Source organism: Heliorestis acidaminivorans, assembly GCF_008933955.1.
Classification (GTDB): Bacteria; Bacillota; Desulfitobacteriia; order Heliobacteriales; family Heliobacteriaceae; genus Heliorestis; species Heliorestis acidaminivorans.
On sequence record NZ_WBXO01000014.1, the window covers coordinates 1 to 20,485 of the forward strand.

The 20,485-nt window shown below is 40.2% G+C and carries 17 protein-coding genes; 5 read left to right on the top strand and 12 right to left on the bottom strand.

What is annotated here, in order from left to right:
* Positions 1 to 438: 438 nt before the first annotated feature.
* Positions 439 to 1,644, top strand: a complete 1,206-nt coding sequence (locus F9B85_RS13195) for an MBL fold metallo-hydrolase (protein WP_151621695.1) — start codon at positions 439 to 441, stop codon at positions 1,642 to 1,644.
* Positions 1,645 to 1,739: 95 nt separating this feature from the next.
* On the opposite strand, the gene F9B85_RS13200 is transcribed toward F9B85_RS13195, so the two are convergent.
* Positions 1,740 to 3,191 carry a recombinase family protein gene (locus F9B85_RS13200; RefSeq protein ID WP_151621696.1) on the bottom strand — a complete coding sequence of 484 codons (1,452 nt, stop codon included), beginning with the start codon at positions 3,189 to 3,191 and terminating at the stop codon, positions 1,740 to 1,742.
* A gap of 183 nt (positions 3,192 to 3,374) precedes the next feature.
* On the opposite strand from F9B85_RS13200, the gene F9B85_RS13205 reads away from it, so the two are divergent.
* Positions 3,375 to 3,608, top strand: coding sequence for a hypothetical protein (locus F9B85_RS13205; RefSeq protein WP_151621697.1), 234 nt, complete (start codon positions 3,375 to 3,377; stop codon positions 3,606 to 3,608).
* Between the two features lie 164 nt (positions 3,609 to 3,772).
* Here F9B85_RS13205 and F9B85_RS13210 read toward each other — a convergent pair whose 3' ends face one another.
* Entirely contained in the window at positions 3,773 to 4,183 is a 411-nt protein-coding gene (locus F9B85_RS13210; RefSeq protein ID WP_151621698.1) for a helix-turn-helix domain-containing protein, read from the bottom strand.
* Positions 4,184 to 4,394: 211 nt separating this feature from the next.
* On the opposite strand from F9B85_RS13210, the gene F9B85_RS13215 reads away from it, so the two are divergent.
* Positions 4,395 to 5,687, top strand: a complete 1,293-nt coding sequence (locus F9B85_RS13215) for a recombinase family protein (protein WP_170270540.1) — start codon at positions 4,395 to 4,397, stop codon at positions 5,685 to 5,687.
* 139 nt (positions 5,688 to 5,826) lie between these two features.
* Positions 5,827 to 6,531 (top strand): recombinase family protein, encoded by a 705-nt coding sequence (locus F9B85_RS13220; RefSeq protein WP_151621700.1) that lies wholly within the window; start codon positions 5,827 to 5,829, stop codon positions 6,529 to 6,531.
* 342 nt (positions 6,532 to 6,873) lie between these two features.
* Here F9B85_RS13220 and F9B85_RS13225 read toward each other — a convergent pair whose 3' ends face one another.
* From F9B85_RS13225 to F9B85_RS13270, 10 genes are all read right to left on the bottom strand, one after another.
* Positions 6,874 to 7,182 (bottom strand): DUF2442 domain-containing protein, encoded by a 309-nt coding sequence (locus tag F9B85_RS13225; RefSeq protein ID WP_151621701.1) that lies wholly within the window; start codon positions 7,180 to 7,182, stop codon positions 6,874 to 6,876.
* A gap of 14 nt (positions 7,183 to 7,196) precedes the next feature.
* Positions 7,197 to 7,457, bottom strand: coding sequence for a DUF4160 domain-containing protein (locus F9B85_RS13230; protein ID WP_151621702.1), 261 nt, complete (start codon positions 7,455 to 7,457; stop codon positions 7,197 to 7,199).
* A 105-nt stretch (positions 7,458 to 7,562) separates the two neighbouring features.
* The gene (locus F9B85_RS13235) at positions 7,563 to 8,420 is read right to left on the bottom strand and encodes a SpoVR family protein (RefSeq protein WP_151621703.1); all 858 of its coding nucleotides are present in this window, start codon (positions 8,418 to 8,420) and stop codon (positions 7,563 to 7,565) included.
* Positions 8,421 to 8,558: 138 nt separating this feature from the next.
* Positions 8,559 to 9,626 (bottom strand): ABC transporter ATP-binding protein, encoded by a 1,068-nt coding sequence (locus F9B85_RS13240; RefSeq protein ID WP_151621704.1) that lies wholly within the window; start codon positions 9,624 to 9,626, stop codon positions 8,559 to 8,561.
* Between the two features lie 24 nt (positions 9,627 to 9,650).
* Positions 9,651 to 11,288 (bottom strand): ABC transporter permease, encoded by a 1,638-nt coding sequence (locus tag F9B85_RS13245; RefSeq protein WP_151621705.1) that lies wholly within the window; start codon positions 11,286 to 11,288, stop codon positions 9,651 to 9,653.
* A gap of 85 nt (positions 11,289 to 11,373) precedes the next feature.
* Complete coding sequence (locus F9B85_RS13250) at positions 11,374 to 12,435, bottom strand: extracellular solute-binding protein (protein ID WP_151621706.1); 1,062 nt, start codon at positions 12,433 to 12,435, stop codon at positions 11,374 to 11,376.
* Positions 12,436 to 12,661: 226 nt separating this feature from the next.
* A complete protein-coding gene (locus F9B85_RS13255; protein WP_151621707.1) occupies positions 12,662 to 13,570 on the bottom strand; it encodes a diguanylate cyclase in 909 nt (302 codons plus the stop codon).
* A gap of 218 nt (positions 13,571 to 13,788) precedes the next feature.
* Positions 13,789 to 14,898: an HD-GYP domain-containing protein gene (locus tag F9B85_RS13260; protein ID WP_170270541.1), complete on the bottom strand. Its 1,110-nt coding sequence runs from the start codon at positions 14,896 to 14,898 to the stop codon at positions 13,789 to 13,791.
* Between the two features lie 119 nt (positions 14,899 to 15,017).
* Positions 15,018 to 16,220: a threonine/serine exporter family protein gene (locus F9B85_RS13265; RefSeq protein ID WP_207707126.1), complete on the bottom strand. Its 1,203-nt coding sequence runs from the start codon at positions 16,218 to 16,220 to the stop codon at positions 15,018 to 15,020.
* A gap of 124 nt (positions 16,221 to 16,344) precedes the next feature.
* Positions 16,345 to 17,967 carry an ATP-binding protein gene (locus tag F9B85_RS13270; RefSeq protein ID WP_170270545.1) on the bottom strand — a complete coding sequence of 541 codons (1,623 nt, stop codon included), beginning with the start codon at positions 17,965 to 17,967 and terminating at the stop codon, positions 16,345 to 16,347.
* Between the two features lie 243 nt (positions 17,968 to 18,210).
* Between F9B85_RS13270 and F9B85_RS13275 the strand changes: the two genes are divergently transcribed.
* Complete coding sequence (locus F9B85_RS13275; protein WP_151621711.1) at positions 18,211 to 20,442, top strand: YcdB/YcdC domain-containing protein; 2,232 nt, start codon at positions 18,211 to 18,213, stop codon at positions 20,440 to 20,442.
* The last annotated feature ends 43 nt before the right edge of the window (positions 20,443 to 20,485 follow it).

A 20,485-nucleotide genomic window follows, 5' to 3' on the forward strand; every position in this document is an offset into this window, starting at 1 on the left:
AGTAGCAAGGGAAAAGCAAAAACGCAGACCCTGTCGTCGACCGCCTAATTGATGCATCCTTCATACAGAAAGGCGACGGCGAAGCCCTAGCCCTTGACTGGCGACTGGCTGTATGAGACCCTTCGGGTGGCGGTGACGACGTCGAATAAAGATACTTTATGTAATTCTACGAAAGACCGAGAAATCCACACTTAGTGGTGTCCAATAAAGCGGGAAGACCTCACACCAAATGAATGCCGTACCCGTAGACTGACAGCTGTCAATGGGCCTCGAAGAGGCAGGCGAAGCCCCCTTGCCATTTACAGCTGACTGGCTCGGATGGACAATCTTGCTGGCGTGTTTGTGAGATATGCCGTAAATAATGCACTTTACCGTTAGTGGCTCATCTTCCGGAATAGTGGCTCGTTTTACTCCGGAGTATCCATAGGGGCGTTAACTTTGAATTACAGTGATTTATATTTTGTTAATTCAATTGATGGTTTGGATGAAGTTAACGGTGTAAAATATATGACTTTGTTCAAACACCAACCAATTGATTACACTCATAACATAGAAGAAAATCAAAAACATTTTCTTCCTGTAACAATAGTTGATAGTATTAAAGTTAATAGAGTATACGAGGGACAATACGTCTTTTACGATACTAAAAATAAAGAATTTCTAAATGGAAACAATGACGTGCGTGCTCGTAAGGAAGTAATTTATAATAATATCTTACGTCACAGTCTTTACAGTTCAAATTTCGAAGAAAACAGTTATACTCCCGAAAAAGTATACGACTCGAAATCTGTAAGTACATATCATGTTTATGTTGGACACGGAAATCTAAGTATTATTGTGCTTAACAACTCCGAAATTTGGGTGATTGATTGCTCCTTATATGATTTCATGGACAGTTACAAAAACTACACCAATAATTTTGAAGAGTGCATAAGATACATTAAGGACAAACATAAAATAGGAGATATTAAGATAAGCAAGCTATTATTTACCCATATGCATTACGATCATTTTAGCGGTGCCCTATACTTAATTCAAAACAAATACTTCGCGGAAGGAGAAATTTGGCTTAATTTATACTTTTCTTGGTCAAGCCAAAATTATAATTTGTTATTGACAAAACTAAAAAGTATGGGGAATAAAATAAAAATTATTAACCCAATTAAAAGCAATGGTAATAATATTTTAGAAATAGTTTACCCCGACAAAATAATTAAGAAAAGGGGACAGAAAATTAATACCGGTGAAGAAACTGTTCCTGGAAACAAAATAAACAATGCCTCTGTTCTATATAAATTGAATTTTAATAAGAAGTCATTGCTATTTCCAGGTGACTTGGAAACTAAAGGATGGGAAAAGATAAACCACAGTGCTGTAAGTAACTCTTCCTATTATTGTATTTCTCACCATGGCAGCTTTAACGGTCATCTTCTAAACTCCAATACAAACACAACACTTGCACAATGGTACACCGGAGGCACAGCAATTTTAATGGGTAGACATAACGCTTATCCCGGTATTTTTGACAACCGTGTATTAGCTGATTTTACTGGAAGAATTTACCTAAATGATCAGAATGGAATAAATAGTAATCCGAAGTTTATAGAGCTTGATTGGATGACTGGGATAGTTAGATATCACTAGGGCTTGTAGTAAAAATTCTGTTTATAGCCTATATTACTCAATCGAAGATCTTACAGTGTAAAGTTCAGAAAAACCTTAAAGTATTTAGTATGCAACTACACCACCAACGATATCTCAATCTCCTTCTCCCCCAATAAAACCACTCTATCAACAATCAACAACAACCGTTGCTTCAACTCTGGCACAGGCAAAACACCTATGCTATCGATAAAATTGGCACACTTCTCCTTCAATTCATTAATCACTTGATTGACAACCACCTCATCAATATCACTGCCACTGTCTTGCTCCTTCCTCAACTCTTCATCCAGCCGACTTTTCTCTTCTACCAGATCACTTAGCTCAATCAACCCTGCTGTATAAGCTTCCACTTTTCTTTCATACCGTAACTTTGCAGCCCGTAACTTCTGCTCTTTTTTCTGACTTTTTTCTTCCTCCACCTGACTGATGACCACTTCCCGGACCCTATGCTCTACTGAATCAACAAGGTTTTTCAGGCCTTCTACAAACCACTTTTCAACTTCATCGGCTCTATAGGGCTTGCTTTCGCAAGTACCTTTATTTTTATAAGCTGAACACCGATATACCCTATGCCTTTTTGGCCAACCTGACCAACTGATTGTCATAGAAGCACCGCACTTACCACACTTCAACAAGCCACCGAGAAGATGAGGGCTCGTTTTCGCCCTTGAGGGAACCTTTGGTTTGTCGTTGATTTTTTCTTGGACTTTGTCCCATTTTTCCTCACTTACAATGGCAGGCAAAGCACCAGGGAGCATGATCCATTCTCCTTCTTCTTTTTGCTTACGCTTCTTTTTGCTTGAATCGGTTCGATTCCAGACTAAAGTTCCTTTATATACGGGGTTCGTCAAGACCAGCTTTACCGATCGGATAGACCACTCTTTTCCTTGACGAGAAGATATCCCTTCTTCATTTAACTGTTTGGCAATGGCGAAGTACCCCATGCCTTGATCTAAGAACATATCATAGATTCTTCTAACCACTATCGCTTCCCGCTCATGTACCACCAGTTCTTTCTCCACGAGCCTATACCCATAGGGATGTTGCGTTAACCACTTTCCCGACTTGGCTGCATGAGCCATATTATCAATAACTCGCTCTCGAATACGTTCTCTTTCAAACTCTGCCACAGCTCCGAGTACTTGCAGGGTCAATCGTCCTGACGGCGTTTCCGTATCAAAAGATTCGCTCGTTGATACAAAGGACACTTCATGCTGTCCAAATAAATCGATCAACTTCAGTAAATCTAATAGCCTGCGGCTCAGTCGATCCAGCTTCGTTACCAGAACACGAGAAACCGTCCCTTTCTCTACTTGAGAAAGCAGTCTCTTTAACCCTGGTCGATCTATGTCTTTGGCCGAGTAACCATCGTCAATAATTTCTTCAATCTCTACTTTCCAACCCATAGCAACACAATAGGCTTTTAGGCGTGTCCTTTGCTCATCAAGGGACACGCCTTCTTTGGCTTGTTCATCTGTCGACACACGACAATATAAAAGGACCTTTTTGCCTTCTTGTTGCTTCATTAAGACAGATCGTCTCCTTGCCAAAGGTTGTATCTATGTATATGCAACCGTATCCAAAGGAAGGAGCGCTTTTTCTTTTTCCTAGTAGTAGAACCTTCATATCACGAGCCTTTTTTTGGACAAAAAAGAGGGTTGTCCCTCCTTGACACTTGCATAGGGTTATTCTCAAGGAGGGGTACGAGGATGACAGTTCGGGTGAAGTTTACAACAACCCTAAACAGTCAGAAGATTTCCTTTCAATCTGTCTCTGAACTTGACACAACACAAAGAAATCTGCTCGCTGAAAAACTAATCGATTGGAACCGCTCCCTTCAACAAGCTGCCCTCAGAACCATGCTAGAAGACAAACTCGGCAAAGAGATGGCCGAAAAGTTTACGATTACGATTCAATCGAAGGCCGATAAAGCAAAAGCGTAAGGCAATAACAATACTTTTATCGCAGTAAAACCAAGCAAAAACAACTGTCCTACAATAAAACGAAAAAGAGGCAGTGACTTTATCCTGCCTCTAATCATTTTCGCTATTCATTTCTCTACGTACCCGTTCACAACCATGAATATTATCAGGTCTTTCCCAGCATTCTAATGGTGCCGGGGCAAATCATTTTCTGGACTCTCTACGCTGTCCTCTCGATTCATTCCTCCAAGACCACATTCAAGCAACCCTAATAGATACTCTACTTGCTTCGGGTTCGACTTGGCCATGTCAAAAAGAATCTCTTGGATACGCTGTATCCTCAGTTGAAGTTCTGGTTCTAGGTCATGAATTAGAGCACTTTCTTTCTTTTGCCCACAGATTAGACAAGCGTTCAGACCTAGATTCTGTTGAAGGGATTCAAGGAAATGAACTGTTACATTCTCCGTTTTACCGCTTTCCAGGTTGCTTAAATAACCCGCTGAGACTTCTAACGTTCTAGCCATTTTGTTCAGGCTAATACCACTTTTTTCACGTAGCGTACGCACACGATTTCCAAAAGACATTTTACTATGCAATTTCTAAAACCCTCCGAAAGGTGAAAGAATCAGATGAACAAAGGCAAAAAGAATTCTAGATCACAAGAACTAACTATCAACGAAATTACTTACAAACATGATCCAGAAGCAGTCGAAAAGTGGTTTGCACTGTGGATTGAAATGGTTTCGAAAAAACTACTAACCCTAAATGTTCAAGATTCATCGAGTAGGTCCGACAAGAGGTGATATTTTGAAAACAGTCGCTTACTACCGCCGTTCAACGAATATTCAAGAGCATTCATTGGCCATGCAAGAACATAAAGCTTATAACAAGGCTATACAAGAAGGGCTCATCATTGATGAAGAATACAAAGATGATGCGATTTCCGGAAAAAGTCGCATTGACGATCGCCGAGCTCTTAAACATTTAATTGAAGAAATTGAGCAGAACAAAATAAAAAATCTGTTGGTTTATAAGCGAGATCGGCTGACTCGTGATGCCATTCAATATATTAAGCTCTATCGACTGTTCCGTGACAAAAATGTAAACGTCATATTTACCTCTGATGATGAACCGCCCATCCAAAACAGCCCTGTTGGTGAACTCATTGAAATATTGTTGGCCGCCATGGTGGAAAGAGAAGGCCAGCAAATTGTCGAGAGAATCAAAGCATCCATTGAATCAGATTTTTTGGCTGGAAAGAATCCTGGTACTCTCCCTTTTGGCTATTCCGTCGATCGAGATAACGGCAATACAATTAGACAAAATGAAGATGAAGTTGAACTAATTCGTGCCATGTATCGTTTGGCTATAGAAGGAAAAACCATTCGAGAGATCTCTACTTATGCCAGGGAAAAATGGCCCCAAAGGAAATGGACTGGCACTTCTGTACGAAAACTCCTTCAAAATCCAACCTACGTGGGCATCCGTTTCCTCAACATAAGAGGTCTACCACAATTAAAACAAGAGTACTCCCAACTAGCCATTATAGAAGATGACGATTGGCATAAAGTACAAGAGCTTTTGGAACAAAGCCCTACAAAAAAGCGAGCTCCCTTGCCTCAAGCAGAGTTCTTATTAAATAACCTATTATATTGCAAACCCTGTAAACAACTTCTAGTCGGCCTGGGCAGGCGAAGGGGGCAAGCAATCAGTCACTTTTATAAATGCTCTTCTTGTAATCAAAGAATTGAAAAAAAGGCAGTTGAAGACTTTGTCATTGAATCATCTCTCATCTATGTGAAATCACTTTTTTTAACCCATTATCCTAAATTATTAGAAAGGTATCGTTTCCGTAACTATACGACCTTCAAGATTCGATTGACGCAACTTGAAAGACAACTGAGCAAAGTTACGAGGCAATTAAATTACAACACACAAGATTACCTTTTTGGAGAAATGGAACCAAAAGAGCGAATGGCTGTAGAAGACAAGCTCTTAACCATTTATGACAAAATCGTTGATTTGAAAAAGTCTAAAGAAAAAGTCGAAGCGGAGATTGCTTCTTTAAACGAACTCCCCGAAAAGAGTAAAGAGCTTTAGAAGTTGGTATCTAACATGAAAGAAACACATGGGTTCAAAGATCATCTAAAAGAGGTTCTTTATCAGGTAACCCTCGATCGGTACCATGTAGACTTTACATTTCGCCATCCCTACGGTGGTTTAAAGGAGGCTCATTCCTTTGACCTCAATCCATGAAGTCATTAAGCCTGGTATGCGCTGTGCTTTTTATGGTCGCTATTCTACGAGCAAACAAGATTCCTCCCTTCAGTTACAATCTGTTATGAGCTTTGTTGAAGACTTCCAATGTAATCTGGTTCAAAAGTATACAGACGAAGCTGTTTCATCAACGAAGAAAAAAATGGACAAACGCAAATTTTTAAGAAAAGTTCTCCAAGATGCTCTGGACAATAAGTTTGATTTTATTGCCGTTTATAAAGAGGATCGGCTCGCCCGTGACGTAATCGAGCATGAAAATATCCGGCGTTTTTTAAGAGATGCCAAAAAACCAATTGTCATCACCTCAACTCGTATCATTTATGATGAGTCAGATATCTTAGTACGCCTGCTTAAAGATGGGCTAACTTCTTTCGAAGCGGCCCGGATCCAAGAAAGAACAAGAGATGCCTTAGAAGCATTACTAAAAAAGGGCCGGTGGACTGGAGGAAAAGCACCATTTGGTTATGAGTACAATAAACGGACTGGCAAGCTAGAAGCAAAAGCCGATAAATTAGAAATAGTAAAACAAATCTTCTCTCTATACCTCTCAGGAATCGGTTGTCGGTCCATTGCTGAAAAACATCTCCCAAGCAACTCTAATGGTGGTAAGCCCTGGACAAGAAGTAACCCGTGCACGCATAATCACCGTATGAGTATCCATGCCTGAAGGGCTTGTCCCTTAGTGTTATATAGGGTTTGTCCTATTCACTAGTATGGACAAGTGGACAGGCTTGTAAACGGTCTTCGGTGGTTGGGCGGAATGATAATTCTTTCAATATTTTGATTTATGGAATCAATTGGAAGATAATTCAAAAGCTCATTTCATAAAGTACAATCTTGTTTATGATAACCATAAGTTAGAGTTCGATAAAAAAGATCATAAATTGGCAAAAAGTCTACTATCAAAAACCTCAGGTATTACGTAAATGTAATTTTTTACTACATGCTTTGCAAATCCTTTTGTCAAATAAGCACGTTAAACTGAAAAAAAAGCTGACCCGAATCAGGGTCAGCCTTTCGCTTTAAGAGCTTCTTCAAGTAAGAAACTCGGTTCTTCCACATCTGGACAAGAGTTATAAAGTTCTTCAGGGTCTAAGTCTAAACAATCAGTAGGATCAAACTTACCTGAAAGATCCCAAGCCAATGTATGATTCATAACAGTACAAGTACTCTTAAATACATCAATATCCTGAAGCTGTTGGAAGACTCCCTTTTCTATAAGCTTCGATGCGTCAAATAGCTTAATTTTTCCGTCTTCAAAATAAAGGTACACCCTATAGTTATGCGTCGGAACCACTTGTACAACTTTCGGAAACATCTGTCCACCTCCATCTACATAAGCGGGGCTATCTTTTCAATACTCATATGTTTTATGGCATTTTCCCAGTTCTTCATTAATTCATCTCTGTGAATCTCACACCATGCTAAGACGAGCTTTAATTGTTTAGATGGGAATACTCCTTTTATAACCGAGCCGTTCTTAATATCTACGAGGATTTTGTGTCCACCATATTCAGCGTGAAAATGCGCTGGCATATGATCGTTCCAATACATTAGTATTTTGATCCCGTAAAACTCGGATATGACAGGCATTTGCTTCCCCCCAATAAAATTTATAGATCTATTATATACCCAATCTTATTAATTGCAAATATTTTCCACAAAATTGTTCTTTCAAGAATGATATTATTAACTCATTTAAGCACCTTCACTTACGTAACCCCAACCTTCATTCATGATCTTAGTCCTAATCTGAGGCCAGAAATAGAACATCTCATCACGAACGATAGAGAGAATATCTCTCTGCCAGTCATCTAGAAATGGACTTTTCACCATTAGAAAAAGCAGTAGATCTTTTTTTGCTTTAACTAAGTTTTTATCAGAATCATTTGTAAGCTCTTCTTTTTCTGATTCCTTATCTGCAACCAAAGCATGGTTTTCTTTGTCCTGTGCAAGTAGTTTATCTAGTTGAAAGAGATCATCATAAATACCTTCAGACTTGTGATAATCCTTTTTGTCTTTCTTTTCTTGGATTGTTCTATAAAATGGATCAATATGTTCTTGAAGGGCCAAGGCTGAGTCTAAGTACTTTTCTACCTTCTCTCTCCCCTGCTCTATTTCATAGCGCCGTATACGTTCAGCTGATGAAGCCATAGACTCCACCATAAATCTTGATGTACCAGCAAAAGCGGCATTGTTCTTAAAGAAATCACAATGGGCTAGCACATGAGCGCTAACCATTTCATTTTGAATAGGTTGATTACCTTCTAGCAAAAAAGCATAACAGGGATCGGAATTGATGACCAATTCATAGATTCGCGAAAGATTGTAGTCGTAGGACATTTTCATCTTCTGAAAAGTCTTGCCAAAAGACCAGTGAGCAAAGCGAGTAGGCATACCATAAGCACCAAAAGTATAGAGCACATCGGCTGGTACAATTTCAAAGCGCATCTCGTAAAAATCTAGGTCAAAATCACCAGCAATTTTCATGATTTTAGGGATCGATTGAGTTAATCGATCTATATCCCGATCAATAGGACTTTTATGGGAATTCATGAGTATCTACCTCCACCAAATTATCAGGCTGTTACTCAAAGATATGTTTGTCTCTGTCTGAACAATCTGGTAATAATTGAGATTTAACAAAAAAAGCCTTACTTCAGCACAAATCCGAAGTAAGGCTTTCTATATTCTTTATGAGAATTCTCTATCAGAACGAAGTACAGCTACAAAGTTGGGAAGCACCTTAAAACGTAATATTTCACCTTGTTGAACAATTTTTTCTGGATGAATATGCACGAGCAATTCTTGATTTGTACCTTTTTGGGTTACTGTATCTACTACTGCATCAATCGATTCTCCCGTATAAGTCCATTGTTTTACTTTCCCTACAATAGAACCTTCAGGGTCTACTTCTAAGCTATCGGGGCGAATGGAGATATAACATTTTTCCCCTCTTGCTAAGTTGTGAGTATGATTACAGGGAACTTGACCAATCTCTGTTATTACAGACTGCCCATCGTCACCTATCTGTCCAGGCAATAAATTAGATTGACCGACGAAAGTAGCCACAAAAGGAGTCTCTGGATATTGATAAATCTCTCTCGGTGTGCCACTTTGTTGAATTACGCCATCTTTCATCACTACAATTCGGTCGGAGATGGCCAGAGCATCTTTTTGATCGTGCGTTACAAAGACGGCTGTAGCACCAGCATCTTTGATAATCTCCTTTACTTCTACACGCATCTGTACACGCAGTTCAGCATCAAGGTTGCTAAAAGGCTCATCAAGTAAGATAACTACAGGTTTTCGCGCTAATGCACGAGCTAAAGCAACACGCTGTTGCTGACCTCCTGATAATTCATGAGGAAAACGCTTTTCAAAACCTTGCAAGTTAACCACTTGTAGTACTTCCTGGACTCGGCCTTTTTTGTCAGTGCCTCGGTAGCCAAAACCGACGTTATCTATTACATTCAGATGCGGAAAGAGGGCATAATCTTGAAAAACCATGCCAATATCTCTTTTTTCTGGTGGAATCCAGCTATCGCGATGACTGACCACACGATCACGCAAAGTAATTTTTCCTTGATCAGGCCGCTCGAAGCCAGCTATGAGACGTAAAGTTGTAGTTTTTCCACAGCCACTAGGGCCTAGGAGGGTCAATATCTGACCTTTTTCTACGGACAGACAAAGACCTTGCACTGCCGCTTTTTCTGTTCCTGCGTACTTTTTGGTTACCGATAATAGTTCTATATCAAACAAAGCTGTCACCTTCCTTTTTCTACCCTAATACTTGCTCAACATCCAACGCAGAGGAATGATGGAAAGTAAAATCAAAAGCAAAGCCGCTGGTGCCGCAGTTTGATAAAATCCTTCGCTAGCATCAACCCAGATACGAACAGCTAGCGTGTCCATACCAGGAGGGCGCAGTAACAAAGTAGCGGGCAGTTCTTTCATGGCGCTGACAAAAACAAGAGCACCTCCAGCGAGCAGACCTGGTGTAACAAGTGGTAAGATCACTTTAACGATTACTTGCCAAGGTCGAAAACCTGAGATACGAGCCGCTTCATCAAGGCGCGGAGATACTTGGCTCAAAGCCGCATCAGCCGCTTGCATGTTTTGAGGTAAGAAGCGAATCACATAAGCTGTAATGACTAGCGCCGCTGTTCCGTAAAGAAAGGGAATGTACTGGTTGAACAAAAAGATAATGCCGAGAGCAACGATCACACCGGGCAGAGCATAACCAGCGTAAGCTAGCTTATCTACCACAGTACTGACAATAGAAGGGTTACGCGATTTCATATAGACCACAGGGAGAGCTAGAAACATACATATTAAGCTAGCCATGCCGGCCATGTAAAAGCTGTTCCACGCAAAGCCCCAGAATCGTTGATCGATTACACCTTCTGTGAGGCCGACAGAAGCCCAGTAAGCAAGTACCGACAATGGGACAAAGACAGCAAGGCCAAAAATGATTGAAGCATAGGCAAGAAGTGGACCTTTCCACCAACCTAGCTCAATCAAGGGAGCTTGGCGAGGTGTCCCTTTGGACTGGTAAAAGCGCTGTTTCTCTCGCGTTTTTGCTTCGGCCCAGATAAAAAGGAGGGTGATCAAGATTAAAACGACACTTAAAATAGCGGCGGCCACTTGATCATAGTTACCCATCTGATAATAGATAGCCGCTGTAAAAGTGGTATAGCGCATCATAGCGACAAGACCAAAATCAGAGAGGACGTACAAAGCAACTAAAATAGCACCGGCGCCGATAGCAGGTCGCAACAAGGGGAATACTGCTTTGATAAATACATGTCTATAAGAAAGGCCAGCAGCCCGCGCTGCTTCTTCATAATTTAAGTTGTATCGCTTTAAAGCGGCCGAAGTGATCAAGTAGACATAAGGGTAAGTAAACATGGTAAGGACAAAAACGACGCCCCAGAAGTCATAGATGTTAAATAAAGGAGCACCCAACCAGTCTCGTACCCAACCGCGTGGTCCAAAAATAATGATATATGTAATAGCGCCTACATAGGGCGGGATAAGCAAAGGCAAAGCGAGCAACCATTGCCAGGTCTTGCGTCCAGGCAGATCTGTTCTTATGACTAACCAAGCTAGAGATAGGCCAATAACAATGGCAAAAAAAGTTACGACAATTGTAAGGCTCAAGGTGTTGTATAACAAAATAGGGATACGTGTATCGAGCAAGTTCAGCCAACGATCAACGCCCCCTTGAATGCCTCGGATAAAAACGTAGGAAAGAGGCACTAGCATAGCTAGGCCTGTAAGCAAGGAAACAAGTAAAAGAAAGGTCCCAGGCGGGTTACCTTTCCACAGGTTAAGCCAAAAACCAGAAAAGGCTCGAGTATATCGAGCCTGCTCCTGCTTGGTATTGACTTCTTTCATCATTTCTATTGGTGCTTTATTCATGTCTTACAACCCCTAAGAAGTCAGACTTTTATGAGTCTGTGAGTCAACTTTCTATCACATTGCTATCAATTATTGATTATTAATTCTAAAGATCTAAGTCTAGACCGGCCTCTTCAATAAGCTTTTTCACGTCTACCCAGACAGGACCTAACTCTTGTAGTGGCATATCCATAACTTTGTATTCATCGATTCTCATAGCAATTGGATTAGCTTCTACAGCTGGATTCAGAGGTACTTCCATGCTCTCATAAGCAAAGAATTTTTGTTGTTCTGCTTCTAAGATCCAGTCGATGAACTTTCTCGCATTCGCTTCGTTAGGAGCACCTTTGATTAAGGCAACACCAGCGGCGTTTACAAATGCGCCCATACCGTCAGCACCTTGGTCAGGATAGATAGCGCCAACATTATTATCTTTGTCTTCGCTTAATTGCTGATGGAAATAATAATTATTAACAAGACCAAACTTAAACTCACCAGCGCCAACGGAGCGACGGACATCGCCGTGACCGTTTACAACTGCACCAGCATTTCCACGGACCTTTTCAATCCATTCTTTAGTCTTCTCATCACCCCACTCAGCACGAAGGGCAGCAATATGAGCAACCATCGAACTGTTACCACCGCGAGTGATCATGAATTCTCCTGCCCACTTGGGATCAGTAAGCTCCCAAAGCGTCTTGGGTATTTCTTCTTCAGAGATCAAATCTTTGTTATACATGAGTACACGTGTCCGCGCAGATAGTCCTACCCAAGAACCATCTTCCGCTCTGTACATTGGATCGATAATATTCAAAGCTTGAGAAGTATTGCCTTGCAGTAATCCTTCTAAGCGCAAGTATTCCATAGCACCAGTATCGTTAGAGAAGAAAACATCAGCTTGTACATTGTTTTTCTCTTCCATGATTCTGTTGACACTGCTTTCACCTGCAGAAAGCAGTTTTACTTCAATTCCTGTTTCTTCTGCAAAGCTATCGAGTAGTGGTTGTACGAACCGTTCATTTCTAGCTGAATAGATAACTAGTTCTTTCGTCTCCTCTAAAGCATCCGAGCCTGTTGTCGTGGCTGGTTGTGATGATGAACAACCTGATACAAGTAGTGCTGTACCTAGAAAAGCAGTTGCGAGCACTTTTCCCAAAGATTTTTTCATTGGTCTTAAAACCTCCTGAAATTTCGATTGTTATGTAGACTTACTGGAAAGAGCTTGTTGTAAACGAAAATAAGTTTCCTTCTCTTTTGAGATTGATTTTCGTTTACTTCTATATAGTAGTATTAATAACCACTTAAGTCAACAGCTTTTTTCATAAAAAAAAGCTACTGACGTTATCAATCAGTAGTCTCTTTTTGGTAATTGTTTTTTTGATATTATGTAAAAGTCAATTTATCTCTACTCGATTTCGACCCTTTTTCTTAGCATTGTATAGTGCGCGATCAGCTCTTTCTAACAGGGATTGTATAGTATCGTCTACTCCTTTATATTCTGCAATGCCGAAACTTGCTGTGACAGGAATCATTAGCTCTTTCGAGATAGCAACAGGTTCTTGCCCTAAAATCTTGCGAAGCTTTTCAGCCAAATGGCTAGCACCTGTAATATCTGTCTCTGGTGCAATAACACAAAACTCTTCCCCACCAAAACGACAAACTGTATCGATGGAGCGCACTTTCAGTTGTAAGCGTCCTGCAACGTGAATAAGGATCTTGTCTCCTATAAGATGACCATGGGTATCATTAATCTGCTTAAAGAAATCAATATCAAGAAGCAAGATAGAAAAGGTATTGCCATAGCGCTTTACACGTGCTAGTTCTTCCGTCATTTTTTGGTCTAGATACTGACGATTGTAAAGACCAGTAAGGAAGTCTCGAAGCGAATCTGCTCTAATTATAGTTTCTCTTCGTTTTAATTTGTCAATTGATCTTTTATAACGCAAAGCAAGTTCCAAACGCATTAGCATTTCATCATAGTCTAGTGGCTTGAGTAAGTAGTCAAAAGCGCCTAGCTTAAAAGCCTCTATTTTATCTTCTTTGTTGTTACTTCCAGAAGCAAAGATAATTTCTATCTTTTTCGTGCTCAAATCTTCTTTTAGCTGGTTCACTAACTCTAAACCACTTAATCCTGGTAACACTAGATCACAGATAATAAGATCTGGATCAAAGCTTCTGGCCATAGAAAGACCTTCATGACCATTGCGAGCAACATTAACGTGATAGCCCTGACAGGAAAGTAGATCGAGCATAATTCTTCCCTCTAAAGAAGAGTCGTTGATGATCAATATCTTTTGGCGCAAACAATTCACCTACCCAAGCATAAAATAGGAAAAGGGTCTGCTTATAAAAGCAGACCCTTTTCCCTGGTCCAATAAACCATAATCTCCGGAGGACCAGCCAAACGTCCTGCCGTCCCTCATATTCCCCTGCAAGTGCAGGTATCGTTTACAGCCAGTTGGCCGCTCCTCTTGTTTATAGTATATATTGATCTTGTTATAAAGTCAACATGCTTTTGATGTTAAATATTTCCGTAAAGCACTCGTTCAATCATTAGATCGGTCCGTTCTTTTAAATGTATCAAATAGGGGCTTACAATTTTTTCTCCCCCTTCGTTTTCAGTAACTAAAACAGTAGGCTGTAGCGGTGCATTATCGTAAAACTGAACCACGTAGCCTTCTACACCGTTAGAAAGACGAACTCGAGTATTAAGCATGAGATCGCGCAATCTATCAAGAAAAACGAAAACAATATGTTTATCAAGATGATCACGAGCCTGGTTGGTAAGTATATCAGTGGCACGTATATGATCTAAACGTCCTCGATAAGAACGATTCGTTGTCAGAGCAGAGTAAACATCTGCTACTGCAATAATTCGTGCATAGAGATGTATTTTGGCGTATTTTAATTTATAGGGATAACCCTCTCCGTTGCACCATTCATGATGCTGAAGAATACAACATGATTCTTCATGAGAAAGAGATAAATTCTGCTCTTCAAATAAGGACATGCCTATTTCTGGGTGTTTCTTGATCAAGCGATACTCTTCTTCGTCTAGCTTACCTTTCTTGTTAAGCACTTCTAAGGGGATATGTATTTTACCAATATCATGAAGAATCGCACCTGTTGCCAGCACCTGTAATTCCGACTCTGTTAATCCTAGATTAAGTCCAATCATAGTACTAAGCAAACAAACATCTACTGAGTGATGGAGGGTGTAGTCATCAGAATCCCATAATCTAGAAAGCCGAAGTCCTACCTTTTCATCTTGTACGATCTGAGTTACCAAGTTGTTTGTGGTATGCCTTATCTTCTGTTCGTTAAAACCATGGCCTTCTCGAAAGTCTAGAAAAACATCGCGCACAGTTTCTATAGATTGCTGAAAAAGGAGCTGATTTTGTGCTTGTTTGGAGGTATGGTTAAGAGAGTTTGGTTGTTTGTTATCTCGCCTCTTCTTCCCTGCCAAAACGCCCGTATCTTCCCATTTTAGTATTTGTTGAAAAATAGTCTCCGTAAGTACTGTATCTTTGGGAATCAGCAAGCGTCCTGTGAGTGTATAAACATCTATATCTAAAATGTCTCCTGCTTTATATCGATTTGATAAAACCTTATTTTTCTCGGGAAATTGCATCTTTATCCCTTCTCTCATTGACCATCAACTTATAGCTTGCAAGGCTTACATGTTTTACAAACCTTCTACTTTGTGACAATTGGTTTATTCGACAGGTTTATTTCAAAACCCTCTATAAATCATCTAGATGTTTTCCAAAAGCGAACTAAGCCTGTTATAGCGGCGGCAGCGGCGCCAATAGATATAATACCCATAGCACCTTGGACAAAAGGCTCAATCAACCTAACATAGTCGCCTTGTACTAGAGTATAAGTTGCTTGGAAAAAGAAAAGTCCTGGTAGGAGAGGTATAATGCCTCCTATGACAAACAAGGTAACAGGCACTTTGTAGTACCGTGCCATTATTTCACTTAAAATTACGACAGCTAAAGTTCCCCAGAACATACCCATAATAGGCGTGCTGCCTAGTAATATAGTTAAAACTAGAACACTGCGACCAATCAGCCCTGCCAAACCAGAAGCTAAAACGGTATTGTGAGGCGTATTTAAGGCCATGGAGAAAAAGGCCGCAATCATAAAACCAAAAAGCATCTCCATTGCGAAACCATGGGATGCTTTGGTTGTTACTTCCTCAATGTAGCCATTTCCTAAGGTGGCTAAGACCATACCTGCGCCACCAAAGAGTGCTACTGTTAAGCCTGTTGCCTCTAGACCACGGATAGCTCCAGCAAGCAGATCACCAGCTACGATATCTCGAACAGAGTTAACCATATAGGCACCAGGAAAAGCTGATAGTAATAAGCCAATCATAATGGGCACCATTTGCACATCGAGCATTGTTTTGGTCAATAATACCAAGACCATACCAAATGCACCTAGCGCAAATTCTCGAAGAAAAGGTGTATTCATAAAGAATTTAGATTTAAACATGAAAAATCTAAGTAGCCCACTTACTAGTAAAGCCACAGCAAATTCCAAGCCTTTACCGCCGTTGAGTAAAGCTAAAATGGCGGCAACTAAAGAAATACAGAAAATTTGCCAATACCAGGGATAAGGTTCTTTCTGCTTTTCTATATTTTCAAGTTGTAGAAGAGCCGATTCTACAGACATTTTCCCTTGTGAAAACTGACGAGCCAAATCGTTTACTTCCGATATTCTACGCAGATTTATGGCTCGTTTAAAAACACGCCGCACTGCTGTGCGAGGCTCTTCATCATGGGTGTAGCCTATGAACAATCCTGTAGGCGTGCAGTAGCTTTGCACTTCTTTTAAGTGTAAAGCTTTGCCTAGCCGAACAATAGTTTCTTCAACTCTATAAATCTCTGCCCCTGATTCCATTAAGATGCGACCACTTCGTATTAATAGTGTAAGCGACTTGTCCAAGGCTCTTATGCACTGCCTTTCCCATGTAAATAAAAAAAGCCCTTCTGCCTCTATACCTTCAGAAGAGCCTTCTTCCTTCATCCATCATATGTGATCGTCGATAACATTTCAATCATCTTATTTCTTATCTCTGCTCAAGGGCCAACCATTTATCGAGTCGTTCTTTCAGTTGTTGCACGTTAAAGGGTTTACTTAAATAATCATCCATTCCCGAATCAATACATTCATCACGATCACCGTTCATGGCACGAGCTGTAATTGCAATAATGGGGATGTGTGATTCTCCTTGTTCTAAGTGACGTATTTTTCTTGTTGTTTCATATCCATCCATGACAGGCATTTGGCAGTCCATCAGAATTAAGTGATACCGGTGCTTCAACAATGCTTGAAGTGCTTCTTGACCATTGAACACAGAGTCCACTTGGTAACCTAGTTTTTTCAACTGACAGGTAACTAAACGTTGGTTAATTAAATTGTCTTCGACTAATAAAATTCTTATGCTCTGATCTGCACTTTTTTTATTTTTTTCTCGGAAAGCTTGATATTTTTCTTTGCTAAGATACTCTTCATATTCTATACTTTCAGTTGTTTTTCTATTATCTTTCTCTTTACATTTCCCAAAAGGAATTGCGAACTTAAAAGTCGTACCATGGCCTTCTTCACTTTCTACATCAATAGTGCCACCCATTAAGACGACTAACTTCTGACAGATCGCTAACCCCAAGCCTGTTCCATTATGATGACTGCCTACGTCATTTGCTTGGTAAAAAGGCAGGAAGATTTTGTCTTGATGAGCTTTCCTGATCCCCATGCCTGTATCAGAAACTTCAAATCCGATGACGCTTTTATCTGTTGCTTCTTTCTTTACCTCTACTCTCAAGATAACATTACCATGTTTCGTAAATTTAATTGCATTACCCAGCAAGTTAAAGAGAATTTGACGAAGCCTTATGGGGTCGCCGCACAATACTTGATGCGCTTTAGGATCGATGTCTACTTTTAACTTCAAACCTTTCCTCTGGGCTTTAGAAGAAAGCAAGTAGATAATCGTTTCCAGTAAAGTAGGTAGATCAAATTCTTTATCTTCTAGATGCATATGATAAGCTTCGATTTTGGAAAAATCTAAAATATCATTAATGATTTGTAACAACATGGTTGAGGAGTCTCTAACTGCTTGGGCATACTCATACTGTTCTTTGTTTAACGAACTTTCTAGTAAAAGATCAGTCATGCCAATAATTCCACTCATAGGAGTTCTTATCTCATGACTCATAATAGCTAAGAACTTACTTTTATCTCGATTAGAACTTTCTGCAAATTCTTTGGCTTCTCGCAATTTGTTTGCCTGTTCTTTTTCCTCTCTAATATCTCGAAATTGAACAATCAAACCAGTTCTTTCTTCTTCACAATAAAGAGGTGTCACTACATAAGCTACAGAAATGGTTTCTCTATCTTTTCGAATAAAAAAACTATCTCTATCTCTGTAGAATTCTGATATACCATCTTTCTGAGCAGTGAGCATAGCTTTCAGAGGTGTTGAATCTAAGGGGCCACCAAAAATTTTTTCCATATCATGACCATATATTTCTTCTGTTGACCAACCTAATAACTGCGTAGCCATGGCATTAAGAAAAACAAATCGTCCTTGCAGATCCAAGATCAACAGAGCTCCGCCAAGCATATTTAACAAAGCTAGGTTTATATCATCCAGCTCTATCCTCGTTTTTGATATTGCAGGATCCATCATAGCCACCACACATTTACTTAAAATTAAACCCTCATACTCCCTAGTCTGCTTTTGGCTTTGCATTATCTTTTTCTATGGTTTGAAGAACATCTTCCACGGCTTATGTGCAATATCCTGCTAGATTCTATTAATTAGTGAAATTAATTTCAAAAACAATTTCTTTCTTAGAAGGATAATTTGATTTCTTGGCAAACTTTCCTAAAGTAAGCAAAAATGAATTTGAATTTGCGGGAGGCATCATAGATGCGAAAAAAAATCTTTTCCTTTCTTGCCTGCTCTGTATCAGTAGGCCTTTTGCTCTCTATCACCCCTTCTGGAGCGGCGTTAGCTATAGAAAGAGCTCTTCCTGCACAAACAATGATAGAAGAGTCAGCGTCCTCGTCATCTGAAGACATAGATCTTGAAAAGTCGCAAAGTCATTCTCTTGAAGGTGCTATACAAGCGGCTAAGAAGATCTTAGAAATTCCTGAGGAGTACAGTGAATTTAGTTACAGCTTCGAGAAGAGTAATAATAGAGAAGTCTGGGCTCTTAACTGGAGTCAGCAGGAATCTGGTAAAGGCTCTATCCATGTTAATATGGACAGCAACAGTAACCAATTACTGAGAATCTATCGTTGGTCACCTTATGAAGAAGGAAGCCAAAGCACTTTAACACAGCAACAAGCACAGCAACAAGCGGCTCAATTTCTGCAGAAAGTAGCGCCTAACTATGTAAGTCAACTAAAGCTAGAAGCTTCTGAAGAAGATGCTTTTCCTTGGCTGGAAATATCTCATCAAAAGAGTTATCACTTTTCTTGGCAACGACTAAAATCAGGAATTCCCGTAAGCCATGATGGTGTGCGTATCACAGTAGATGGGGAAAAAGGTTGGATAGAGTCTTATGAGCTGACATGGACAGAAACAGAAATGCCTTCTGCCAACGATGCCGTCTCTATGCAAAAAGCTCGTGAGATTTTCTCTGAAGCAGGCTTGCTGGAATTACAATATCAACAACCTGCACGTTTTAGACCTCTATCTTCTGGTGAGGTAGGAGAAGTACAACTCGTATACCGCTTGACCCATCCCTCATTCGGCAAAATTGACGCCATCACAGGACAACCTTTTCTTCCTACCTCAGAAGATTATTATGAAAAGGGAGCCGGCATGATAGGTCTCGATGAAGGTCTAAGAAAGGGCCCTGAGATGGCTCAAGATCAGAGTTCCTACACACTTACACCACAAGAACTAGAGAAAATTCAAAAACAAGCTAACCTTTTGACACAAGATAAGGCAATTGAAGCATTAAAAAAATGGTTTGATCTACCTAGTACTTATACTCTCCGTGAAGCCGGTCTTATTCCCTTGGAAAATAGCTATGTATGGAATTTTTATTGGATCACTGCCGATGGTAAAGGTGAGTATATAAGTGCCACTGTACAAGCAGAAAAAGGAGAAGTATTAAACTATTACCGCACCATTTATCATGAAAAAGAACTAGGCGAGGAACAGAATAAGACTGTGGAAGAATCACAGAAAATTGCTGAAGACTTTCTTAAGAAAGTCCAGCCGGAACGTTTTCGACAAGTAGAATACAAAGAAAGACCTACTAATGTAGTTGGCACTAAAGATCGCTATCATACCTTCTTCTACCAGCGCATGGCCCATGATATTCCTTTCCCGGAAAACGGTATTCAAGTTGTTGTTGACAGTCTAGAGCAAACTATAGTGCAGTACAATCTAAACTGGACTTCGGCAAAACTGCCTTCTCCCGAAGGTATCCTAAAGCAGGAAGAAGCCCACTCCGCTTATTTGCAATCCTACCCTCTTGAGCTCCGTTATCTTTCTACCTTCACAGCTTTAGCACAACAACGCTTATTCCTTGTTTATGAGCCTAAGGGTTCTACTCAGCGTCCTTTCTCAGAAATCATCGATGCCAAGACAGGGAAACCTCTAGACTGGCAGGGCAAGGAAATTGAAGAACCTTTTGATGGAAACTTCAAAGATATCAAAGGCCATATTGCGGAAAAGGAGATTCGTCAGCTTGGAAAAGCAGGGATCTTTACAGACTATGGCGATGAATTCAAACCAGATGAAGCCTTATCAGTAGCTTCGCTCCTGCAGGCTCTTGAAAAAGTAAAAAACCCTTACCGTTACGAAGGTCTCGCTAATGACGAAGAACTCCTCAAAGGCGCTCAGAAAAGAGGTCTTCTAGGAGATGAGGTTACACTTACTGATCAAGTTGATCGAGAAATCATGACGCGTGCTATGATTGATCTGCTTTCGCTTCAAAAAATAGCTCAGCTAGAGCAGATATTTCAAGTTCCCTTTGGAGATCAGGATACTTTCCCTACTAATTTCAAAGGCTATGCTGCTTTAGCTTGGGGCCTAGGGCTACCTGTCTGGGATGAGCAAGTTTATGGGCCGTCAGAAGTAGTAACTCGTGCTGAAGGGGCTATGATGCTCATGGATACTCTTGAGACTCGCCAAAAAATGTAACTTTAACGCAGAGCAAAACCCCTCACTCCACTTTAGGAGATGA

Bases quoted from the DNA above. Each gene is read 5' to 3' on its own strand.
- F9B85_RS13200 (WP_151621696.1), bottom strand. From the start codon at position 3,191: ATGAAGCAACAAGAAGGCAAAAAGGTCCTTTTATATTGTCGTGTGTCG.
- F9B85_RS13205 (WP_151621697.1), top strand. From the start codon at position 3,375: ATGACAGTTCGGGTGAAGTTTACAACAACCCTAAACAGTCAGAAGATT.
- F9B85_RS13225 (WP_151621701.1), bottom strand. From the start codon at position 7,182: ATGTTTCCGAAAGTTGTACAAGTGGTTCCGACGCATAACTATAGGGTG.
- F9B85_RS13230 (WP_151621702.1), bottom strand. From the start codon at position 7,457: ATGCCTGTCATATCCGAGTTTTACGGGATCAAAATACTAATGTATTGG.
- F9B85_RS13235 (WP_151621703.1), bottom strand. From the start codon at position 8,420: ATGAATTCCCATAAAAGTCCTATTGATCGGGATATAGATCGATTAACT.
- F9B85_RS13245 (WP_151621705.1), bottom strand. From the start codon at position 11,288: ATGAATAAAGCACCAATAGAAATGATGAAAGAAGTCAATACCAAGCAG.
- F9B85_RS13250 (WP_151621706.1), bottom strand. From the start codon at position 12,435: ATGAAAAAATCTTTGGGAAAAGTGCTCGCAACTGCTTTTCTAGGTACA.
- F9B85_RS13260 (WP_170270541.1), bottom strand. From the start codon at position 14,898: ATGCAATTTCCCGAGAAAAATAAGGTTTTATCAAATCGATATAAAGCA.
- F9B85_RS13270 (WP_170270545.1), bottom strand. From the start codon at position 17,967: ATGATGGATCCTGCAATATCAAAAACGAGGATAGAGCTGGATGATATA.
- F9B85_RS13275 (WP_151621711.1), top strand. From the start codon at position 18,211: ATGCGAAAAAAAATCTTTTCCTTTCTTGCCTGCTCTGTATCAGTAGGC.